A 17765-nucleotide genomic window follows, 5' to 3' on the forward strand; every position below is an offset into this window, starting at 1 on the left:
AAAGATTACAGCTTTAGTTGCAGGGATAAATATATACTATATGACTAGTAAGGATATTAAACTATAAAAAACTTCTAAACTGGAGGTCTTAAAATATGGACTTAATAATAACAAATGGAAAAATTCACACCATGGACAGCTCTAAAGAAATTGTAGAGGCTGTTGCTGTTAAAAATGGAAAAATAATTAAAATCGGAAAAAACAATGAGGTTTTATCCCTTAAAACTGAAAACACTGAGGTTATAGATTTAGGTGGAAAAGTAATGGTTCCAGGCTTTAACGACAGCCATATGCACCTTCTAAACTTTGCAAATAGCTTAAAAATGGTAGAGCTAAATAACTGTACCTCTATAGATGATATACTGCAAAAAACAAAGACTTTTATAGAGGAAAAAGCTATAGAGAAAGGTAAGTGGGTCTTAGGAAAGGGCTGGAACCACGATTACTTTCAAAGTGAAAAGAGATTTCCTACAAGATATGATTTGGATAAAATATCTACGGAGCATCCAATAGTTTTAACTAGAGCCTGCATTCATATAGCAGTGGTTAACAGCAAAGCCCTTGAACTTGCTGGTATTACAAAGGGCACTCCTCAAATTGAGGGAGGACAGTTTGATGTAGATGAAAAGGGTGAGCCTTTAGGTATTTTTAGAGAAAAGGCTCTTGCTCTTATAAACAACAAAATTCCAAGCCCGACTTTACAAGAAGTAAAAGAGATGATAAAGGAAGCAGCAGCCTATGCTAACAGCCAAGGCCTAACCTCTATTCAATCTGATGACTTTGGCCACATTCCAGGTGTAGATTACGATATGGTTATAAAGGCCTATAAGGAATTAAAAGATGAAAACAACCTAACCTTAAGAATATATGAACAATACCTTCTAAAAACTATGGATAAAGTAACAAACTTTTTAAGGGAAGGCTATATGACAGGACAGGGTGATGAGTTCTTTAAAATAGGACCTCTTAAAATATTAGTTGACGGCTCTTTAGGTGCTAGAACTGCAGCCTTATGCGCACCCTACTCTGATGACCCTTCTACCTCTGGTATATTAGTTTATACTCAAAAGGAATTGGATGAACTTATAGGAATAGCTCACAGACAAGGCATGCAGGTTGCAGTTCACTGTATCGGAGATAAACCAATGTATATGACCTTTGAAGCAATAGAAAAAGCCTTACAGGTTATTCCTAGAAAGAATCACCGCCACAGCATAGTTCACTGTCAAATAACTGATGAGACTTTACTTAACAAGTTTAAGGAACTAGATGTACTAGCTCATATTCAGCCAATCTTTATCCATTATGACTTGCATATGGTAGAAGATAGAATTGGAAAGAACAGAATGGAAAACTCCTATGCCTTTAAAACAATGCTGCAAAAAGGAATTCATATTGCACTTGGCACTGACTGCCCTGTAGAGCCACTAGATGTTATGCCTTCAATTTACTGTGCAGTAACTAGAAAGGATCTTAAAGGTTACCCAGAGGAAGGCTGGATGCCGGAGCAAAGGCTTACCGTTGAAGAAGCCCTTTATAACTACACCCTTGGAAGTGCCTATGCCTCCTTTGAAGAAAACATTAAAGGCTCTATTACAGAAGGTAAACTAGCAGACATGGTAGTTTTATCTGAGGACATTTTTCAGGTTTCTGAAGATAAAATCAAAGATATTCAAATACAAATGACTATATTAGGTGGAAAGGTTGTCTTTAAAAGATAGACGCCCCTTCTAATAACCTGCAAAGGATAAAAAAGTACTGAGGCATTCATTGTAATGTAAAAGAGACTCTATAGGTGAAATACTTTTTTTCTAGTGTTCACCCCATAGGGCCCCTTTTACTGTCTCAGTATTTTTCTATTTCACTTAAGGTTCTAATAAGCACAGCTTCACTATATATTAGCTACAGCAATTTAAACCAAGAAATTATTTCCGGTACCCTATTTAAATTTACAATTATATAGTTCACTTTATCACTCCTTTAAAGAGTATACGAAAAAGCTCATTCTAGTACCCTTCTGTAATCTTTTAATATCTATACCTTTTCCATAAATATGTTTTAACCTGTTATGTACATTTGAAAGTCCAATTTTATTTTTTTTAATATCTCCCTCATATACCTTCTGAATAACCTCTTCAGCTATGCCCACACCATCATCTTCAACAGTTATTTTTACTCTGTTTTCATCAAAGGTCTCTACCATAAGCTTTACAGTACCACTTCCGCTGCCTTCTAATATTCCATGTTTTATAGCATTTTCTACTATAGGCTGGATTATAAGGTTAGGAACCTTTGTGTTTATACTGTCATCAATATCATATATAAAGTTAAGCCTATTACCAAACCTAGCCTTTTCAATTTCTATATAAGCTTTAACCTGTTTAATTTCATCCTTAAGGGTTACAAAACTCTCTATGTTTTCTAAACTATGTCTTAAATAAGTAGATAAATCTATTATTAATTGTCTTGCTCTATCTGGACTAATTCGTATAAAGGATACAATGGTATTTAAAGCATTAAATAAAAAGTGGGGATTAATTTGAGCTTGAAGAGCCTTTAACTCTGCCCTACTTGCCATTTCCTTTAGTTTATTTATTTTGCTGATTTCTAACTGATTAGATATTATATTAGAAAGTCCTTCTGCTAAATTTTTAATCTTGAAGGATATAGCATCTTTTTTTCTGTAATAGATTTTTAAAGTACCTGTAATTTCATCTTCATCCTTTATAGGCACTATGATTGCAGAGTTAAAAGGGCAGGTATCAGAAGTACAGTTTATTTCTTCAGAGCTGTTTAGCCATAAAATCTCTCCAGACTTCATAACCGTCTTTGTAGCCTCTGTTAAGATTTTTCCTCCTTTTTTATGATGATCTGAACCAAGACCAACATGAGATAATATATATTCCTTATTAGTAATTGCTACTGCATCAGCGCCTACATAATCCTTTATAATATTACAAATCTTTCCTAAGGATTCCTCATTTATCTCCCTAAAATAAGGCAAAGTTTTATTAGCTATCTCTAAAGTAATTTTTGCCTGCATAGCTTCGATTTCTTCCTTTTCATCAAAAAGATTTTGAATTAAGGAAATTAAAATAGATACCCCAATTGCATTAATAAAGGCCATAGGAATATAAATTTTCTCAACTATCATAAGAGCAGAAGAAAAGGGCCTTGTTATAAGTAAAATCAAAATCATCTCCAGAGTTTCTGCAACTATTCCCCCAAATATCCCATAAATCCATCTATTTTGCTTTCTACATTTTTTGTAAATATAAGCAGCTATTAGTCCGGATAAAACTGCATTTATAGAGCAGGGTACCGCAGTTATTCCCGCCCTGTCTATAAAAAGTCTATGTATACCAGAAATTAAGCCGGAGCCAATACCAACAAAGGGACCACATAAAATCCCTCCAGCCATTATACCAATTATTCTGCTATTAACTATAGCACCGTGTAAATCCATTCCAGTATAGGTTCCAAGAATACCAAAGCTGCCAAATATAATGGACAAAGTAACTCTATCTATGTTCTTCAGTTTATCCCTTTGAATTATATTTCGAAAGCTTCCTGACCGTGATACTATAAAGGCCAGTAGAATTATGTAGCCAAGATTATTTATTAATTTTTGAATCAAGTTTATCAAAATTAAACCACCTCTGAGAATGTAATCTGTCTAATTTAGTATACCACCTTTATAATAGAAAAGCATATACACCCTTTAATTAAGCACAGTTGATTTAGCAGTAATATTGGGGGCTACCTACAGTTTCTATGCTGCTCAGTAAACACTAATACATAACCGCTGTAAAAATGTAATTTTACATAAATATACATTTTTCAATAGATTTAAAGATTATTTTGGTATATAATTATAATTATAGTTATTACTTAACACTAATGTAACATAACTACTAAAAAACCAGGGGGTGTCAAAATGAAAAGAAGAATAGGAACCCTACTTATATCATTAATGCTTGTATTTTCAGCATTATTTACAGTAGGTTGTTCAAAGGAAACTAGCAATTCAGGACAAGCTCCTCAACAGGAGAAAAAAGAAAAAATTAAAATAGCGGTTTTAAAGGGTCCTACAGGAATGGGTATAGTGAAGCTTATGGAAGATAATAAAGATCTTTATGATATTTCCCTATTTGACTCACCGGATCAGATAGTTTCTAAAATTGTAAATGGTGATGTAGATGGAGCTGCAGTACCGTCTAACCTAGCACCGATTTTATATAACAAAACCTCAGGAAAAATTCAATTATTAGGAGTAAATACTTTAGGAATTCTTTATATAGTTGAAAATGGCAATAGTATTAAAGATATTAAGGATTTAAAGGGAAAAACTATTTATTCCAGCGGTAAAGGCGGTACACCGGAATACACTTTAAACTACATTCTAAAGAAAAACGGCTTAGAGCCAGATAAAGATGTTAAAATTGAGTATAAAATGCAGCACAGTGACTTAGCTGCAGCAGTAGCATCAAAGGAAGTACAAATAGCAGTGCTGCCAGAGCCTTTTGTAACTACTACCAAAATGAAAAACAAAGAGCTTCAGGTTCCTATAGACCTTACTAAGGAATGGGAAAAGGTATCAGGAGACAAGGGCAAGTTGATTATGGGTACTTTGGTATTTAGAAAGGACTTTGTAGATAAGAGATCGAAGGATGTACAGGACTTTTTAACTAAATATAAAGCTTCCGTAGATTTTGTAAACAATAATAAAGCAGAGGCAGGAAAACTTATAGAGAAAAATGGAATAATAGCTAATGCTAAGATAGCAGAAATGGCTATTCCAAAATGCAATATAGTATTTATGTCTGCAGAGGAGTCAAAAGAAGCTTTAAATAAATTTTATGAGGTTCTAAAGGAAAATGATCCTAAATCCATCGGAGGAAAAATCCCAGATGAAAAGTTCTATTACAGTGGAAAGTAAAAAGATAGGCAGAAAAATAGGTATACTAGTATTTTGGTTTTTTATTTGGGAGCTTTGCTCCCTTTTTGTTAACAATCCTCTTTTACTGCCTTCTCCTTTGGAGGTTTTAAAGGTACTATCTATTCTTACAGGGAAATTATATTTTTGGAGAAGTGTTTTCAGCAGTATATTTAGAGTATTAGTGGGACTTCTTTTCTCTATAACAATGGGCTTATTAATTGGGGTGGTTGCTGGACTAGTAAAATTTATAGAAGAACTTCTTCAGCCCTTTATAATAGTTGTTAAAGCTACTCCAGTAATGTCTATAATAATACTGGCTTTGGTTTGGTTTAGGTCTTCTAATGTAGTAATTTTCACAACTATTTTAATATGTTTCCCAATAATATATACTAATGTACTTCAGGGTATAAAAGCAGTAGACATTAATTTAATACAAATGGCTAAAGTCTACAAGGTTAAAAGAAAGTATATTTTAAAGGATGTTTATTTACCTTCTATTAAACACTATGTTATCTCTGGAGTGCTTATGTGCTTAGGTCTTGGCTGGAAGGTTTCTGTAGCCTCTGAAATTTTAAGTACACCTAAATACTCCATAGGCTTAAACCTTCTAAATGCCAAGTCCACTTTAGAAACAGCAGAACTCTTTGCCTGGACTATAGTTGTAGTACTTTTGAGTTTTATTTTTGAAGCTCTTTTTAAGTACTATGTTAGGAAATAATAAGCTTATAATCCATTTACAATATTACTAGGACGCTGCCCTTTTAATGCAGCGTCAATATTCAACCAGTTTTTCTTATGGGCACGGTAGAAAAAGCTAGTAGTAACTCCACCGATATGTGGTGAAAAAATAATTCGGTCAGCATATTTCTCCGGTAAATTTAAAAGTATGTTATCTAATGTAACAGGTATTGGAGCCACAGTATCTAAGCCGGCACCTTGTATTTGTTCCGATACAATGGCATGATAAAGTGCTTCATTGTCAACGATTTCACCACGGGCTGTATTAACGATATATGCACTTGCCTTCATTTTACTTAGAAATTCTTTATTAATCATTCCGGTTGTTTCAGGGGTCACTGGACAGTGAATACTGATAATATCACAGGTACCTGCTAGTTCCTCTAAATCCATGTAAGAAACCTTGTATTCCTCTTCCACATCTAATGCTTTTCTGGTTCTGCTATAATAGTATAGCTGGCATTCAAAGGGTTCCAGCCTTTTTGCTGTTGCCATTGCAATGTCACCGAATCCAATAAGACCGACTTTACAATCAGACAGTTCTGTGATGCCTTCTATCATCATTTGTTCCTTCATATGTATTTGATTGCCTTCCCTAACCGTACGATCACCGACGGTAATTTTACGAAGTAATGCCAGCATTAAAAGCACTGTCTGCTCTGCCACTGCAGCTGCATTTGCACCTTTGCTGTTGCAGACATATATGCCCCTTTCCCTTGCAGCTTCACAATCAATGCCGTTGTATCCAACACCTTCTGACTGGATTATTCTTAGATTAGCCATCTTACGAATAACATTCCCTGAAAGCTTTGCCGTAGGGTCAATAGCAATGGCCTCTGCATCAGAAGCAACTTGTAACAGTTCCTCATCACTTGCATCACGAGGACAGAAAACCATAGTAATATCTTTTATAATATCTATGTCCGGCATATATTTTTTATAACGGTCTTTATTTCCCATAATTAAAATCTTCATATTGTACTCCTCCATATTTAAAGTAATATAATAGTAGCAATTGTCAGAGATAAGTATTTTAACAACTTTAATGTACTTCTAATAGATTATTTGCTTCTTACATACTTATTATATAACAGCATTGAAACAACATAAACTATATAGTATAGTTATTGTAAAGGGATAAAATGGCAACAAAAAGTGTTGACTTAACTCTAACTTTGGAAATAATGCTGTTTTACCTATAGATATTTAGATTAAAAATTTATTATCTATTATTAGAAAGGATATATAGCATTGTATAGTTATTCTATATTGTCTAGACAATTGTTTGAGCTGACAGTATCCTTCAAGCTTTAAAGAAAATTAATACATGCTATAAACTATTAGAACTATGAAAAATAATTGCGAAGTACAGTTAATAAATTTATGTAAGTCCTATGACGGACATAAAGTTCTAAGTAATTTAAATATGAATATAGAAGAAAATAAAATTACTGTTATTACAGGCCCCTCCGGCTGTGGAAAAACTACTTTGCTAAAGATAATAAGTGGTGTTGAAAAGGAAGACAGTGGACAGGTGCTTTTAAAAGATAACAGCATATCCTATATATTTCAGGAGGATAGACTTCTTCCGCACCTTACAGTTTACCAAAATATTGCTTTCGTATTAAAATCTACAATGAATAAAGAAGAAATGGACTTCCTTATAAATAAATATTTAGATTTAGTTAAACTACTAGAGCATAGGGATAAGTTTCCAAGACAGTTAAGTGGCGGAATGAAGAGAAGGGTGTCTATCGCAAGGGCTTTTGCTTATAAAAGTAGATTGCTTTTAATGGATGAACCTTTTAAAGGCTTAGACGATAAATTAAAGAAAGAGATAATTGAAGAATTTTTACATATTCATAACACTGATAAAAGAACTGTTATCTTGGTAACCCATGATATGAAGGAAGCAGAAGTCCTAGGAGATATAATTTATACCCTGTAATAGTTTGAGAATCCTAAAAAATACGAACCAAGCATCTACTGTTAACTGTAATGCTTTGGTTCGTATTTTTAATCTGTAGCCAGTAATCCTTCTAAAGTCAACCTTTCTATTATTATTTTTATAGCCTTCTCTATACCCTTATCGTTAACTATATGATAATCGCAATACTCCTTATAAAGCTCATATCTCTCATTAAAGAGTTCATACAGCTTATGTACTCCCTCCTTCAAAAGAGGTCTTCCTGCTACTTCTACATCCTGTGCAATATTCTCTACTGGTCTATCTATAAAAACTATAACGCCCTTTTCTTTAAGATCTCTAATATTTAAATAGTTTTTTACTACACCACCGCCAGTGGCTATAACCAGATTTTCTCCGTTACTTAATTTGCCCACAGCTTCTCTTTCCAAAGCTCTAAAATAACCTTCACCTTTATTAAATAGTTGATCTATAGTCTTACCGCTTATTTGTTCTATATATTCATCCAAATCCACAAAATTATATTCTAACCTACTAGACAATATTTTACCTATAGTTGTCTTTCCACAGCCTGGCATACCTATTAAAACTATGTTTTTATACATTTTTATAACATCTCACTATCTTATTATTTTGCTATTGAAGTATTAAAATTTGCTCCTTATCTCTTTATATATTTCTTCAGTAGTTTCCTCAGCAATTGCTACTCCCTGCCAAATTTCCTGTGCAGCTACAGCTTGTGCCACTAACATATAAAGTCCATTTACAGTTTTAAGACCTAGTTCTTCCGATTTCTTAAGGAAAATCGTTTGATCTGGATTATATATTAAATCCACAGCTACAGAAAATCTTGATAAACTCTCCTGATTCACTGGACAGCACTCCACCTCAGGATACATTCCACAGGGAGTACAATTTATAATAATATCTTTAGCTCCTAAATTATCCATGTCTTTATAAGACATTATTTTAAAATCTTTTATTTTTTTTAGTCCATTTTTGGGATCTCTGCTTATATAAATAATATCTTTTATTCCATTGTCTATAAGATATTGAACTACTGCCTTAGAGGCACCTCCGGTACCCAGTATTACTGCATCTTTGTTACAAATATCTATTTGACCATTTTTTAATGAAGCACCAAAGCCATGATAATCAGTATTGTATCCTGTAAGTATTCCATTGGAAAAGGATATAGTGTTAACTGCACCTATCTTCTCTGCCTCTTTAGAAAGCTTATCTAGGTATTTTATAATCTCTATCTTGTAAGGTATAGTTACATTTACCCCCTTAGCTTCGAGAGCTTTTAATCCTTCTAATGCCTTCTGTAGATTCTCCTTTTTTATTTCAAATAAATTATATTCTCCCTTTAATTTCATCTTTTCTAAAATTAACTTATTTATTTGAGGAGAGAAGCTATGTCCTAATTTTTCTCCTATTAACCCATAAAAATTACTCATTTATATACAATTCACCTCACCTTTATAATTTCCTAGCAGTTTAAAGTATAGGCTTTTTTCCTTTATTTCTTCTACTATTCTTTTAGTCCTATCTTCTAATATGTTACCTTGAAAATCTATATAAAAGAAATATTCCCAAGACTTATCTGCAATAGGCCTTGACTCTATTTTCATCATATTGGAGTTATTTTCTGCAAAGTATTTTAAGATTCCGTATAAAGCCCCAACCTTATGAGGCAGCGATGCAACTATAGTTAACTTATCACATTCTTCTTTAGGTTCCATGTGCCGGCCTATTATTATAAATCTAGTATAGTTATTACTATTATAATTGATATTTTCCTTTAAAATATCCAGCCCATATACCTCTGCTGCCTTTTTACTAGCTACACAAGCTTTACTTTTAAGATTTTCCCTACTAATATATAGAGCACTTTTTGCAGTATTAAAATAGGGAATAAGTGTCCACTCTCTATGATTATCAAAAAAGTCCTTACATTGCAAAAAACCCTGTTCATGAGAATATACTTCCTTTATATCAGAAAGGTCAGTGCCCTTAACTGCCATTAGATTATGATTAACTTTAATACACTTTTCACCTATTATATAGAAACCATACTTACGGAGTAAATCATAAATTTCAGCAATACTTCCTGTAGATGAATTCTCAATAGGTAAAACAGCATACTTTATATCCCCTCTGTCTACTGCATCAAAGACCTCCCTAAAGGTTGAAAAACACCTGGTTTCTGTTTCCGTACCGAAGTATTCCAGCAATGCTTGATGACTAAAAGAGGCTTTTACTCCCTGAAAACCAACTTTGCAGCATGTATTATTATGTTCCACTTTATTCCCCTGTAAAACTTCAGATATTATTTTTTCCTGGGACCTTCTGCTTATTGTCATCATAGCCTGAAGAAATTCTTTTAAACTAAGTTTTAAAGACTCATTTTCTATGCTCTGTAAATGTTTATTTATAATTTGGTCCTCTCTTGTCCCATCAAATATCTCCATGGAATTTTTAGCTTTATACTCTGCCACCTTAGAAACTGTTGTCATTCTCTTCTTAAATAAATTCACTAAGGCTTCATCTATTTCATTAATTTGTCCTCTCAAATCCTCCAGTTCTCTCAATATTATCACTTCCTCTTATTCAAATAGACAGTAACTTCTACAATTAATTCGTTAAATTAAACCTATTTAAACTGAGATTTTAGAGACAGCAAATGCTACTAAACAAGTTAACATAAATCCAGTATAGCTATAGCTGCAGCAGCTTCTACTACTGGCAGCGCCCTAGGCACAATACAGGGATCATGTCTTCCTATTATCTCCATCTCTCTATTTTTGCCACTGTCTATATCTATGGTTCTCTGAACCTTACTAATTGAAGGCGTTGGTTTTATGGCAACTCTAAAGACTAAAGGCATTCCATTAGTAATTCCTCCTAAAACTCCTCCATTATTATTACTATAGGTTCTTACCTTATCTCCATCCATATAATATTCATCATTAGCCTCTGACCCCTTCAACTCTGTTATATGGAATCCTGAACCAAACTCTACTCCCTTTACTGCTGGAATAGAGAATAAAAGCTGTGCTAGAGTACTTTCTACAGAATCGAAGAAAGGCTCTCCAATTCCTACTGGCAGATTAATAACTGCCGTTTCTATAACTCCACCTACCGAATCTTTTTCTTCCCTAGCTTTTATAATAATATCTTTCATTTTTAAGGCGATTTTTTCATCTATTGTTGGAAACAAGTTTTCTCTTAATGTTATTAATACTTTCTCATCTATATCAACCATATTAAAACTTTTGTCTTCTAATTTACCAATACTCTTTATATGACTTCCAATAACTATACCTTTTTTTTCTAAAATCTGCTTACACACCGCTCCTGCAAATACTAGTGGTGCTGTTATTCTTCCAGAAAAATGTCCTCCTCCTCTATAATCGTTAAATCCTTTATATTTAATATATCCAGTGAAATCCCCGTGAGAAGGTCTCATTAGGTTTTTAGTTTTTTCATAATCCTTTGAATGTTGATTTGTGTTATAAATTATTGCACAGAGAGGTGTTCCAGTAGTCCTTCCATTAAAATATCCGCTTAGTATCTGGAAGCTGTCTTCTTCTTTTCTTGAAGTTGCAAGCTTACTTTTTCCCGGAGCTCTTCTTCCCATTTCTTTATTAATATAGTCTAAGTCTAATTCTATACCTGGTTCAAGTCCATCTATATTTATTCCTATTGCTTTTCCATGAGACTCTCCAAAAATAGAAAGCTTAATATTATTACCCCAAATTCCACTCATCTACACTACCTCCCAATTCTTTAAAATGCTCCCAAAAATTCGGATAGGATTTTTTTACAGAATCAGCATCTTCTATTATAAGAGGCTCCTTACATCTTGTAGATGCCACTGCCAGTGCCATAGCTATGCGATGGTCGTTCCAGCTGTTAACCTTGCCTCCTATGAGGGTTTCCTTTCCCCTTATTATTAATCTATCTTCCTTTTCCTCTATGTCCGCTCCAATTTTATTAAGTTCAGAGGTTATAGCTGCTAACCTATCAGATTCCTTAAATCTAAGCCTTTCTGCATTTACTATTTCTGTAGTCCCTTCACTTAAGGCTCCTAATACGGTAAGCACAGGCACTAAGTCTGGACATTCAGAAGCATCTATCACCGTTCCCTTTGTTTGAGAGGGTAAAGCTTTAACTTTCTCTCCTTCTACAACAATCTCTCCACCCATGGATTTTATTGTTTCTATTATAACTTTATCTCCTTGAAGAGAATTCATACTCATTCCATTACATACCACTTCTGATCCTAAAACATTAGCCACAAGCCAGAAGGCAGCCTGGGAGAAATCTCCTTCAACCTTATAATCTGATGCTATATATTTTTGATTTCCCTTAATAGTGAATTCTCTATAATCAACATTTTTCACTTCTATTGAGAAAGCTTTAAGGACATCTATAGTTAAATCTACATAGGCTTTAGACTGCAGTTCCGTTGTAACTGTTATCCTTGAATCTCCTTCTAAAAGTGGAAGTGCAAACAATAGACCACTTATAAATTGTGAACTTACATCTCCCTTGATTCTATATTCACCAGATTTTAGTCTTCCATTAATAGTTAATGGTAGCTTTCCATTTATATTTTCATATTGAATTTGCTGTTCCTCAAATATTCTATAATAATCTCCTAAAGGTCTCGCAACAAGCTTACCCTTTCCATTAAAAGTAACCTCTTCTCCTAAGGTGGCAGCTATAGGTATTAAAAATCTTAAGGTAGAGCCAGATTCAAAACAATCAATACTATTGCCTTTTGCCTCCAATTTAGATGTACCTCTTATTTTTATTTTTGACTCTCCTTTGTATACCACTTCTACTCCTAAATTGCTCATAGCTTGACAGGTTGCCTTCACATCTTGAGAAAAAAATAGATTTTCAATATTACTAACTCCTTCAGACAAACTGGCACAAATTACTGCTCTGTGACAAAGGCTTTTTGATGATGGAACTGCTATGCTTCCCTTTAATTTACTGGGATTAATTCTTATATGTTTCATAAAACCTCTCCTACTCTTCTTTACTAGCAACTAATCTAATTTTAAATATACTTTTCTAATTCATCAACTTTTACTTTTCTAATCATGCCTTCTCCCATTTTCCTAAGTAAAATTAAGTTAATATTCTCTCCACTATTCTTTTTGTCTAAAGCTATAGCTTTAAAGATTTCTTCTCTATCCATTAGTGGGGCCTTATAAGGCAGTTCATACTTTTCCAATACTTCTTCTACCAATTTTGAACTCCCTTTTTCTGTAATTTGAAGTTTTTCACTTTTTCTAGTTATTTCAGCCATTCCAATAGCCACCGCTTCTCCATGGGTATATTCCTTATAACTAAAGTATTTTTCTACAGCATGACCTAAAGTATGTCCGAAATTGAGAAGCATTCTATCTCCAAAGTCCTTTTCATCTAGTTCTACCACTGATTTTTTTATACTACAACACTTAAGTATTAAGGTATCTATGTTATCTAGGAGTTCTTTATCATCTTTAAAGTTTAGGAGCTGAAAAATAATGCTCTCATCTCTTATACATCCATATTTTATAACCTCTGCTAATCCATCATGAAAGAACCTTTTGTGTAAGGTTTTTAATAACTCTGGATCTATAAAAACAGCCCTTGGGTGATAAAAGCTTCCGATTAAATTTTTTCCCCAAGGTAAATCTACCGCTACCTTCCCGCCTATGCTGCTGTCAACTTGAGCTAGAAGAGAAGTTGGAATTTGAATATAAGGAACTCCCCTTAAATAGGTGGAGGCTGCAAAGCCTCCTAAATCTCCTACAACACCACCACCTAAAGCTATTATTAAATCCTCTCTTCCAAGCCTAAAATTTGATAGTTTTTCATATATCTCTTTAAGGGTATCTATAGATTTACTCTCCTCGCCAGGTTTTACAGAAATAATTTTTGTATTAAATCCTCTTTTCTCTAAAATCTCCTTGAAGTTTTTTCCGTATAATTTTTCTAAATTATTATCTGTAATTATAGCTATTTTTCTATTTTTATAATGTTCATCAAGGTAATCTCCTACCTTATTGAAAATATTTCTTTCAATATATATACTATAGCTATTCTCTTTAAGCTCTATTTTTAGTATGTTGCTTTTCATAAAATCTTTCTCCTTTTTATAGAGGCACTTTTTAAAATATCAGTTAATGTTTCCCTATCCTCTAATTCTATAGCTTTTTTTATTTCTTTAATACCCTTTTCGAAACTCTCAATTTCATCAATTAAATTTTTCGAGTTCAGTGTAAAAAGTTCTGACCACAACGTTGAATTTATTGCTGCAACTCTTGTAACGTCTTTAAAGCTTCCTCCAGTAAACAGCCCGATATCATTTTCTGTAATGTTTGAATTCATAAGGGATACTGCTATAACGTGTGGAAGGTGACTTGTAAATGATATTATTTTATCATGTTCTTCTGGAGTTAAGTATACTACATTTTTACATCCTATTGCCTTTGCCATTTTTTCTATAAGCGCTATATTTTCTTTTTTGTTTCTTTTAGTGGGAGTAATTATATAATTAGCATCCTTAAAAATATCCTTGGAAGCCTGCTGAAAACCCTTTGATTCTTTTCCTGCCATGGGATGTCCTGCAACAAAATCTATTTCTTGAGGTAGGAAAGAATTTATCTTTTCCACTACCTCAATTTTTACTCCACAACTATCAGTTATCACAGCACCCTTTTTAAAATTCATTATATTATTTCTTACAAACCTTATGGTTTCCTCTGGGTAAAGAGCTATGATTATCAAATCAGCTTCCTTTAGTATATCCCCACTATTATCACAGCCCTTATCTATTATCCCCATTTCAAAGGCTGTATGCAAAACCTTTTTGTCCATGTCTATTGCATTTATTTGAACTGGTCTTAATTGTCTAAGTGCCATTGCATAAGAGCCTCCTATAAGACCAAGACCTACAATTACTATATTAAATCTAAAGTCACATTCATCCAATAATATCTCCCCCAGATTTATAATTTAGGTATTCTAAATTACCTTTTTTTCTATATTAGCCATTACAGCTAAGTCTTCCATAAGTGATTTAAATCTTTCCGGTTTTATGGATTGCTGCCCGTCACATTTAGCATTTTCAGGATCATTGTGTACCTCAACAATCAAACCGTCTGCTCCAACAGCCACCGCTGCTTTGGATAATGGCTCTACCATCCACCACATTCCTGCTGCATGACTTGGATCAACTATTACTGGTAAATGACTTAATCTTTTTATGGCAGGTATGGCACTTAAATCTAAGGTGTTTCTTGTGTAAGTTTCAAAAGTTCTTATACCTCTTTCACATAGAATTATTTTTTCATTGCCTTCTGACATTATATATTCTGCAGACATAATCAATTCTTCAATGGTGGCAGATAAACCTCTTTTTAAAAGTATAGGTTTATTTGTTCTTCCTAGCTGCTTTAAAAGTTCAAAATTCTGCATGTTTCTAGCCCCTACCTGTATAATATCAACATCTCTTTCAAAGTCATCTATCATATCTGGGGACATAATTTCTGTTACAATTGGAAGCCCAGTTTCCTCTCTAGCAATTTTTAATAGTTCTAAACCATGTTTTTTAAGCCCCTGAAAGCTGTATGGTGAAGTTCTTGGCTTGAAAGCTCCTCCCCTTAAGAATCCTGCCCCACTTTCCTTTACCTTTTTTGCAATTTCAATAATCTGAGATTCACTTTCTACAGAGCAAGGACCTGCTATAACAGCTAGTTTATTTCCTCCTATGGTTTCATCTCCAACCTTTATAACTGTATCCTCAGGGTGAAATAGTCTATTAGCTAATTTATAAGGCTGCTGCACCTTAGTAACTCTTTCCACAAACTCCTTTGCTTCAATTTTACTTGGGTCAATTCTTGTAGTGTCTCCAATAAGCCCTAATACGCATTGTTTTTCTCCCTGCACTACACTTACCTTACAATCCTCTTTTTCAATTTTTTCTATTAGTTTAATTATTTCTTCTCTAGTTGCATCATTTCTCATTATTACTATCATGTATTCCCCTCCTAAATTTCTTAAAGATTTTAATATCACTATCTTATACTTAAATTCTATAACCTTACTAAGCATCATCAACATTCTAAATTCATAATGAAATTTTATTTAATATATAATTAATAACTCTTTGCCGGCTTAAGAGCTAATTAATATACATATTGATATAAGTGAGTATACTTTCTATAAATTTTGATAAAAAAAATAAGGCTCTAATGAGCCTTATCTTATAAATCAAATTTATGCTATTATACCTGTAGAAGTCTCCTACAGGATATAAACTTAGATTTATTAAACTCATTGAGAACGGAAATAAATATTTTTTTGCAGAAAAAGTAACCAGCGCTAAAGTAAAAATAGCCCCAGCTAAAGTAAAAATAAAGTTTTCCGCTTATTCCCTTTCCAATGATATTTTTCATAATTTAATCCTCCAAACAGTTCTTAATTTATAAATCACTTTAATTAATTTCCATCTTAAAACTATATTATTAAAAATTATATCACCTAGATTTTCTATGTCAATAAAAATTTTTATATTTTTTTAAAAATTTGAAATTTTGAAACTTCATTAGCAATAAGGTTTCCCATTTCTTCAGTGCCTACAACTTTCATTTTAGCTTCCATAATATCCAAGGATCGGTAGCCTCTCTCAATAACTCTAGCAACAGCTTTCTCAATGTCATTAGCTGCTTCTTCATTATTAAAGCTGTAACGAAGCATCATAGCCGCACTCATAATAGCTGCAATAGGATTAGCCTTATCCTGTCCTGCTATATCTGGAGCAGATCCATGTATTGGCTCATATAGCCCCACATTTCCTTCACCAAGACTTGCAGATGGCAACATTCCTAGAGATCCAGTTAGCATTGAAGCCTCATCGCTTAATATATCCCCAAACATATTTTCTGTAAGAATTACATCAAACTGTTTAGGATCTCTAATAAGCTGCATTGCTGCATTATCTACATACATATAGCTTAACTGAACATCTTTGAAATCCTCCGCTATCCTATTAACCACTTCTCTCCAAAGCCTGGAGCTTTCAAGTACATTTGCCTTATCTACAAGAGTAAGCTTTCCTGCTCTCTTTCTTGCTATTTCAAAGGCTTTTACTGTAACTCTCTCTATTTCTGGTACTGAATAGGCAATAGTATCCCAAGCTTTATCCCCTATTCTTTTCTTCTCTCCAAAATATGCTCCACCAATAAGTTCTCTAACTATCATGATATTTAATCCATCACCTAGAACTTCTTCTTTTAGGTTTGAAGCAACTTTAAGCTCCGAAAAAAGAATTGCCGGTCTTAAATTAGCAAATACACCTAATTCTTTTCTTATACCAAGAAGGCCTGCCTCTGGTCTTATATTTCCAGGTAGCTTATCCCACTTAGGGCCACCAACAGCTCCCAAAAGTATTCCATCACTATTCTTACAAATTTCTATAGTTTCATTGGGAAGAGGTACTCCTGTTACATCTATAGCTGCTCCTCCAAGTAACGCCTCTTTGAAATTAATACTAAAATTATATTTATTAGATACAGCTTTTAACACCTTAACGGCTTGAGCAATTACTTCTTTACCGATTCCATCTCCTGGTATAACTGCTACTCTCATTACTTACCAACCTCTTTCTTTAAGTAATTTATAAATCCATCTGATTCCATAACTTTTTGCATAAACTCTGGAAAAGGAGCTGCCGAATAAGTTTTGTCTTTAGTTCTATTAGTGATAACCCCTGTGCTAAAATTTATAGAAATATCATTACCCTCCTCAATATCCTCTGCAGCTTCTGGGCATTCCATTATTGGAAGTCCAATATTTATTGCATTCCTATAAAAAATTCTTGCAAAGGTCTCCGCAATTACACAACTAATGCCAGCAGCCTTAATTACTATAGGTGCATGTTCTCTAGAAGAGCCACATCCAAAGTTTTTTCCTGCCACCATAATATCTCCACTTTTTACCTTGCTTGAAAAGTTTTTATCTAAATCCTCCATACAATGAAGCATAAGCTCCCTAGGTTCACTGGTACTTAAGTATCTAGCTGGTATAATAACGTCTGTATCTATGTTATCCCCATATTTAATTACATTTCCATTCATCATATTATAAAGCCTCCTA

General features: G+C 33.4%; 17 protein-coding genes. 4 read left to right on the forward strand and 13 right to left on the reverse strand.

Going from position 1 to position 17765, the window contains the following annotated elements; genetic code table 11:
• Positions 1-95: 95 nt before the first annotated feature.
• Positions 96-1721: an amidohydrolase gene (locus P8V03_RS04570; RefSeq protein ID WP_318796940.1), complete on the forward strand. Its 1626-nt coding sequence runs from the start codon at positions 96-98 to the stop codon at positions 1719-1721.
• Positions 1722-1972: 251 nt separating this feature from the next.
• Here P8V03_RS04570 and P8V03_RS04575 read toward each other — a convergent pair whose 3' ends face one another.
• On the reverse strand, positions 1973-3646 hold the full coding sequence (locus P8V03_RS04575; protein ID WP_318796941.1) for a sensor histidine kinase: 1674 nt from the start codon (positions 3644-3646) through the stop codon (positions 1973-1975).
• Between the two features lie 291 nt (positions 3647-3937).
• On the opposite strand from P8V03_RS04575, the gene P8V03_RS04580 reads away from it, so the two are divergent.
• A complete protein-coding gene (locus P8V03_RS04580) occupies positions 3938-4939 on the forward strand; it encodes an ABC transporter substrate-binding protein (RefSeq protein ID WP_318796942.1) in 1002 nt (333 codons plus the stop codon).
• Complete coding sequence (locus P8V03_RS04585) at positions 4911-5657, forward strand: ABC transporter permease (protein ID WP_318796943.1); 747 nt, start codon at positions 4911-4913, stop codon at positions 5655-5657. The genes P8V03_RS04580 and P8V03_RS04585 overlap by 29 nt, the downstream gene beginning before the upstream one ends.
• Before the next feature lie 5 nt (positions 5658-5662).
• Here P8V03_RS04585 and P8V03_RS04590 read toward each other — a convergent pair whose 3' ends face one another.
• Positions 5663-6667, reverse strand: a complete 1005-nt coding sequence (locus P8V03_RS04590) for a 2-hydroxyacid dehydrogenase (protein ID WP_318796944.1) — start codon at positions 6665-6667, stop codon at positions 5663-5665.
• A gap of 358 nt (positions 6668-7025) precedes the next feature.
• Between P8V03_RS04590 and P8V03_RS04595 the strand changes: the two genes are divergently transcribed.
• Positions 7026-7625, forward strand: coding sequence for an ABC transporter ATP-binding protein (locus P8V03_RS04595; protein WP_318796945.1), 600 nt, complete (start codon positions 7026-7028; stop codon positions 7623-7625).
• A 68-nt stretch (positions 7626-7693) separates the two neighbouring features.
• On the opposite strand, the gene P8V03_RS04600 is transcribed toward P8V03_RS04595, so the two are convergent.
• The 11 genes from P8V03_RS04600 to leuD all read right to left on the reverse strand — a co-directional run bounded on the left by P8V03_RS04600 (position 7694) and on the right by leuD (position 17749).
• Positions 7694-8209, reverse strand: coding sequence for a shikimate kinase (locus tag P8V03_RS04600; RefSeq protein ID WP_318796946.1), 516 nt, complete (start codon positions 8207-8209; stop codon positions 7694-7696).
• Between the two features lie 42 nt (positions 8210-8251).
• On the reverse strand, positions 8252-9064 hold the full coding sequence (gene aroE / locus P8V03_RS04605; protein ID WP_318796947.1) for a shikimate dehydrogenase: 813 nt from the start codon (positions 9062-9064) through the stop codon (positions 8252-8254).
• Complete coding sequence (locus tag P8V03_RS04610) at positions 9065-10198, reverse strand: chorismate mutase (protein ID WP_428978963.1); 1134 nt, start codon at positions 10196-10198, stop codon at positions 9065-9067.
• A 107-nt stretch (positions 10199-10305) separates the two neighbouring features.
• Positions 10306-11376: a chorismate synthase gene (gene aroC / locus P8V03_RS04615; RefSeq protein ID WP_261673158.1), complete on the reverse strand. Its 1071-nt coding sequence runs from the start codon at positions 11374-11376 to the stop codon at positions 10306-10308.
• Positions 11357-12637 (reverse strand): 3-phosphoshikimate 1-carboxyvinyltransferase, encoded by a 1281-nt coding sequence (gene aroA, locus P8V03_RS04620; RefSeq protein ID WP_318796949.1) that lies wholly within the window; start codon positions 12635-12637, stop codon positions 11357-11359. Before aroA ends, aroC begins: the two co-directional genes overlap by 20 nt.
• Before the next feature lie 41 nt (positions 12638-12678).
• Complete coding sequence (gene aroB, locus P8V03_RS04625; RefSeq protein ID WP_318796950.1) at positions 12679-13746, reverse strand: 3-dehydroquinate synthase; 1068 nt, start codon at positions 13744-13746, stop codon at positions 12679-12681.
• On the reverse strand, positions 13743-14600 hold the full coding sequence (locus P8V03_RS04630; RefSeq protein ID WP_318796951.1) for a prephenate dehydrogenase: 858 nt from the start codon (positions 14598-14600) through the stop codon (positions 13743-13745). Before P8V03_RS04630 ends, aroB begins: the two co-directional genes overlap by 4 nt.
• Positions 14601-14633: 33 nt before the next feature.
• The gene (gene aroF, locus P8V03_RS04635; RefSeq protein WP_318796952.1) at positions 14634-15647 is read right to left on the reverse strand and encodes a 3-deoxy-7-phosphoheptulonate synthase; all 1014 of its coding nucleotides are present in this window, start codon (positions 15645-15647) and stop codon (positions 14634-14636) included.
• Positions 15648-15895: 248 nt separating this feature from the next.
• The gene (locus P8V03_RS04640; protein WP_318796953.1) at positions 15896-16066 is read right to left on the reverse strand and encodes a hypothetical protein; all 171 of its coding nucleotides are present in this window, start codon (positions 16064-16066) and stop codon (positions 15896-15898) included.
• A 112-nt stretch (positions 16067-16178) separates the two neighbouring features.
• Entirely contained in the window at positions 16179-17258 is a 1080-nt protein-coding gene (leuB, locus tag P8V03_RS04645; RefSeq protein ID WP_318796954.1) for a 3-isopropylmalate dehydrogenase, read from the reverse strand.
• Positions 17258-17749 (reverse strand): 3-isopropylmalate dehydratase small subunit, encoded by a 492-nt coding sequence (leuD, locus tag P8V03_RS04650; RefSeq protein ID WP_318796955.1) that lies wholly within the window; start codon positions 17747-17749, stop codon positions 17258-17260. Before leuD ends, leuB begins: the two co-directional genes overlap by 1 nt.
• Positions 17750-17765 lie beyond the last annotated feature (16 nt).

Source organism: Clostridium tanneri (assembly GCF_033659955.1).
Classification (GTDB): domain Bacteria; phylum Bacillota; class Clostridia; order Clostridiales; family Clostridiaceae; genus Clostridium_AM; species Clostridium_AM tanneri.

What these genes read in the sequence shown, in the direction of transcription:
- P8V03_RS04595 (WP_318796945.1), top strand. Translation starts at nt 7,026, where the DNA reads ATGAAAAATAATTGCGAAGTACAGTTAATAAATTTATGTAAGTCCTAT.
- P8V03_RS04585 (WP_318796943.1), top strand. Translation starts at nt 4,911, where the DNA reads ATGAAAAGTTCTATTACAGTGGAAAGTAAAAAGATAGGCAGAAAAATA.
- aroB (WP_318796950.1), bottom strand. Translation starts at nt 13,746, where the DNA reads ATGAAAAGCAACATACTAAAAATAGAGCTTAAAGAGAATAGCTATAGT.
- P8V03_RS04600 (WP_318796946.1), bottom strand. Translation starts at nt 8,209, where the DNA reads ATGTATAAAAACATAGTTTTAATAGGTATGCCAGGCTGTGGAAAGACA.
- leuD (WP_318796955.1), bottom strand. Translation starts at nt 17,749, where the DNA reads ATGATGAATGGAAATGTAATTAAATATGGGGATAACATAGATACAGAC.
- aroA (WP_318796949.1), bottom strand. Translation starts at nt 12,637, where the DNA reads ATGAAACATATAAGAATTAATCCCAGTAAATTAAAGGGAAGCATAGCA.
- P8V03_RS04640 (WP_318796953.1), bottom strand. Translation starts at nt 16,066, where the DNA reads ATGAAAAATATCATTGGAAAGGGAATAAGCGGAAAACTTTATTTTTAC.
- aroE (WP_318796947.1), bottom strand. Translation starts at nt 9,064, where the DNA reads ATGAGTAATTTTTATGGGTTAATAGGAGAAAAATTAGGACATAGCTTC.
- P8V03_RS04580 (WP_318796942.1), top strand. Translation starts at nt 3,938, where the DNA reads ATGAAAAGAAGAATAGGAACCCTACTTATATCATTAATGCTTGTATTT.
- leuB (WP_318796954.1), bottom strand. Translation starts at nt 17,258, where the DNA reads ATGAGAGTAGCAGTTATACCAGGAGATGGAATCGGTAAAGAAGTAATT.
- aroF (WP_318796952.1), bottom strand. Translation starts at nt 15,647, where the DNA reads ATGATAGTAATAATGAGAAATGATGCAACTAGAGAAGAAATAATTAAA.
- P8V03_RS04590 (WP_318796944.1), bottom strand. Translation starts at nt 6,667, where the DNA reads ATGGAGGAGTACAATATGAAGATTTTAATTATGGGAAATAAAGACCGT.
- P8V03_RS04570 (WP_318796940.1), top strand. Translation starts at nt 96, where the DNA reads ATGGACTTAATAATAACAAATGGAAAAATTCACACCATGGACAGCTCT.
- aroC (WP_261673158.1), bottom strand. Translation starts at nt 11,376, where the DNA reads ATGAGTGGAATTTGGGGTAATAATATTAAGCTTTCTATTTTTGGAGAG.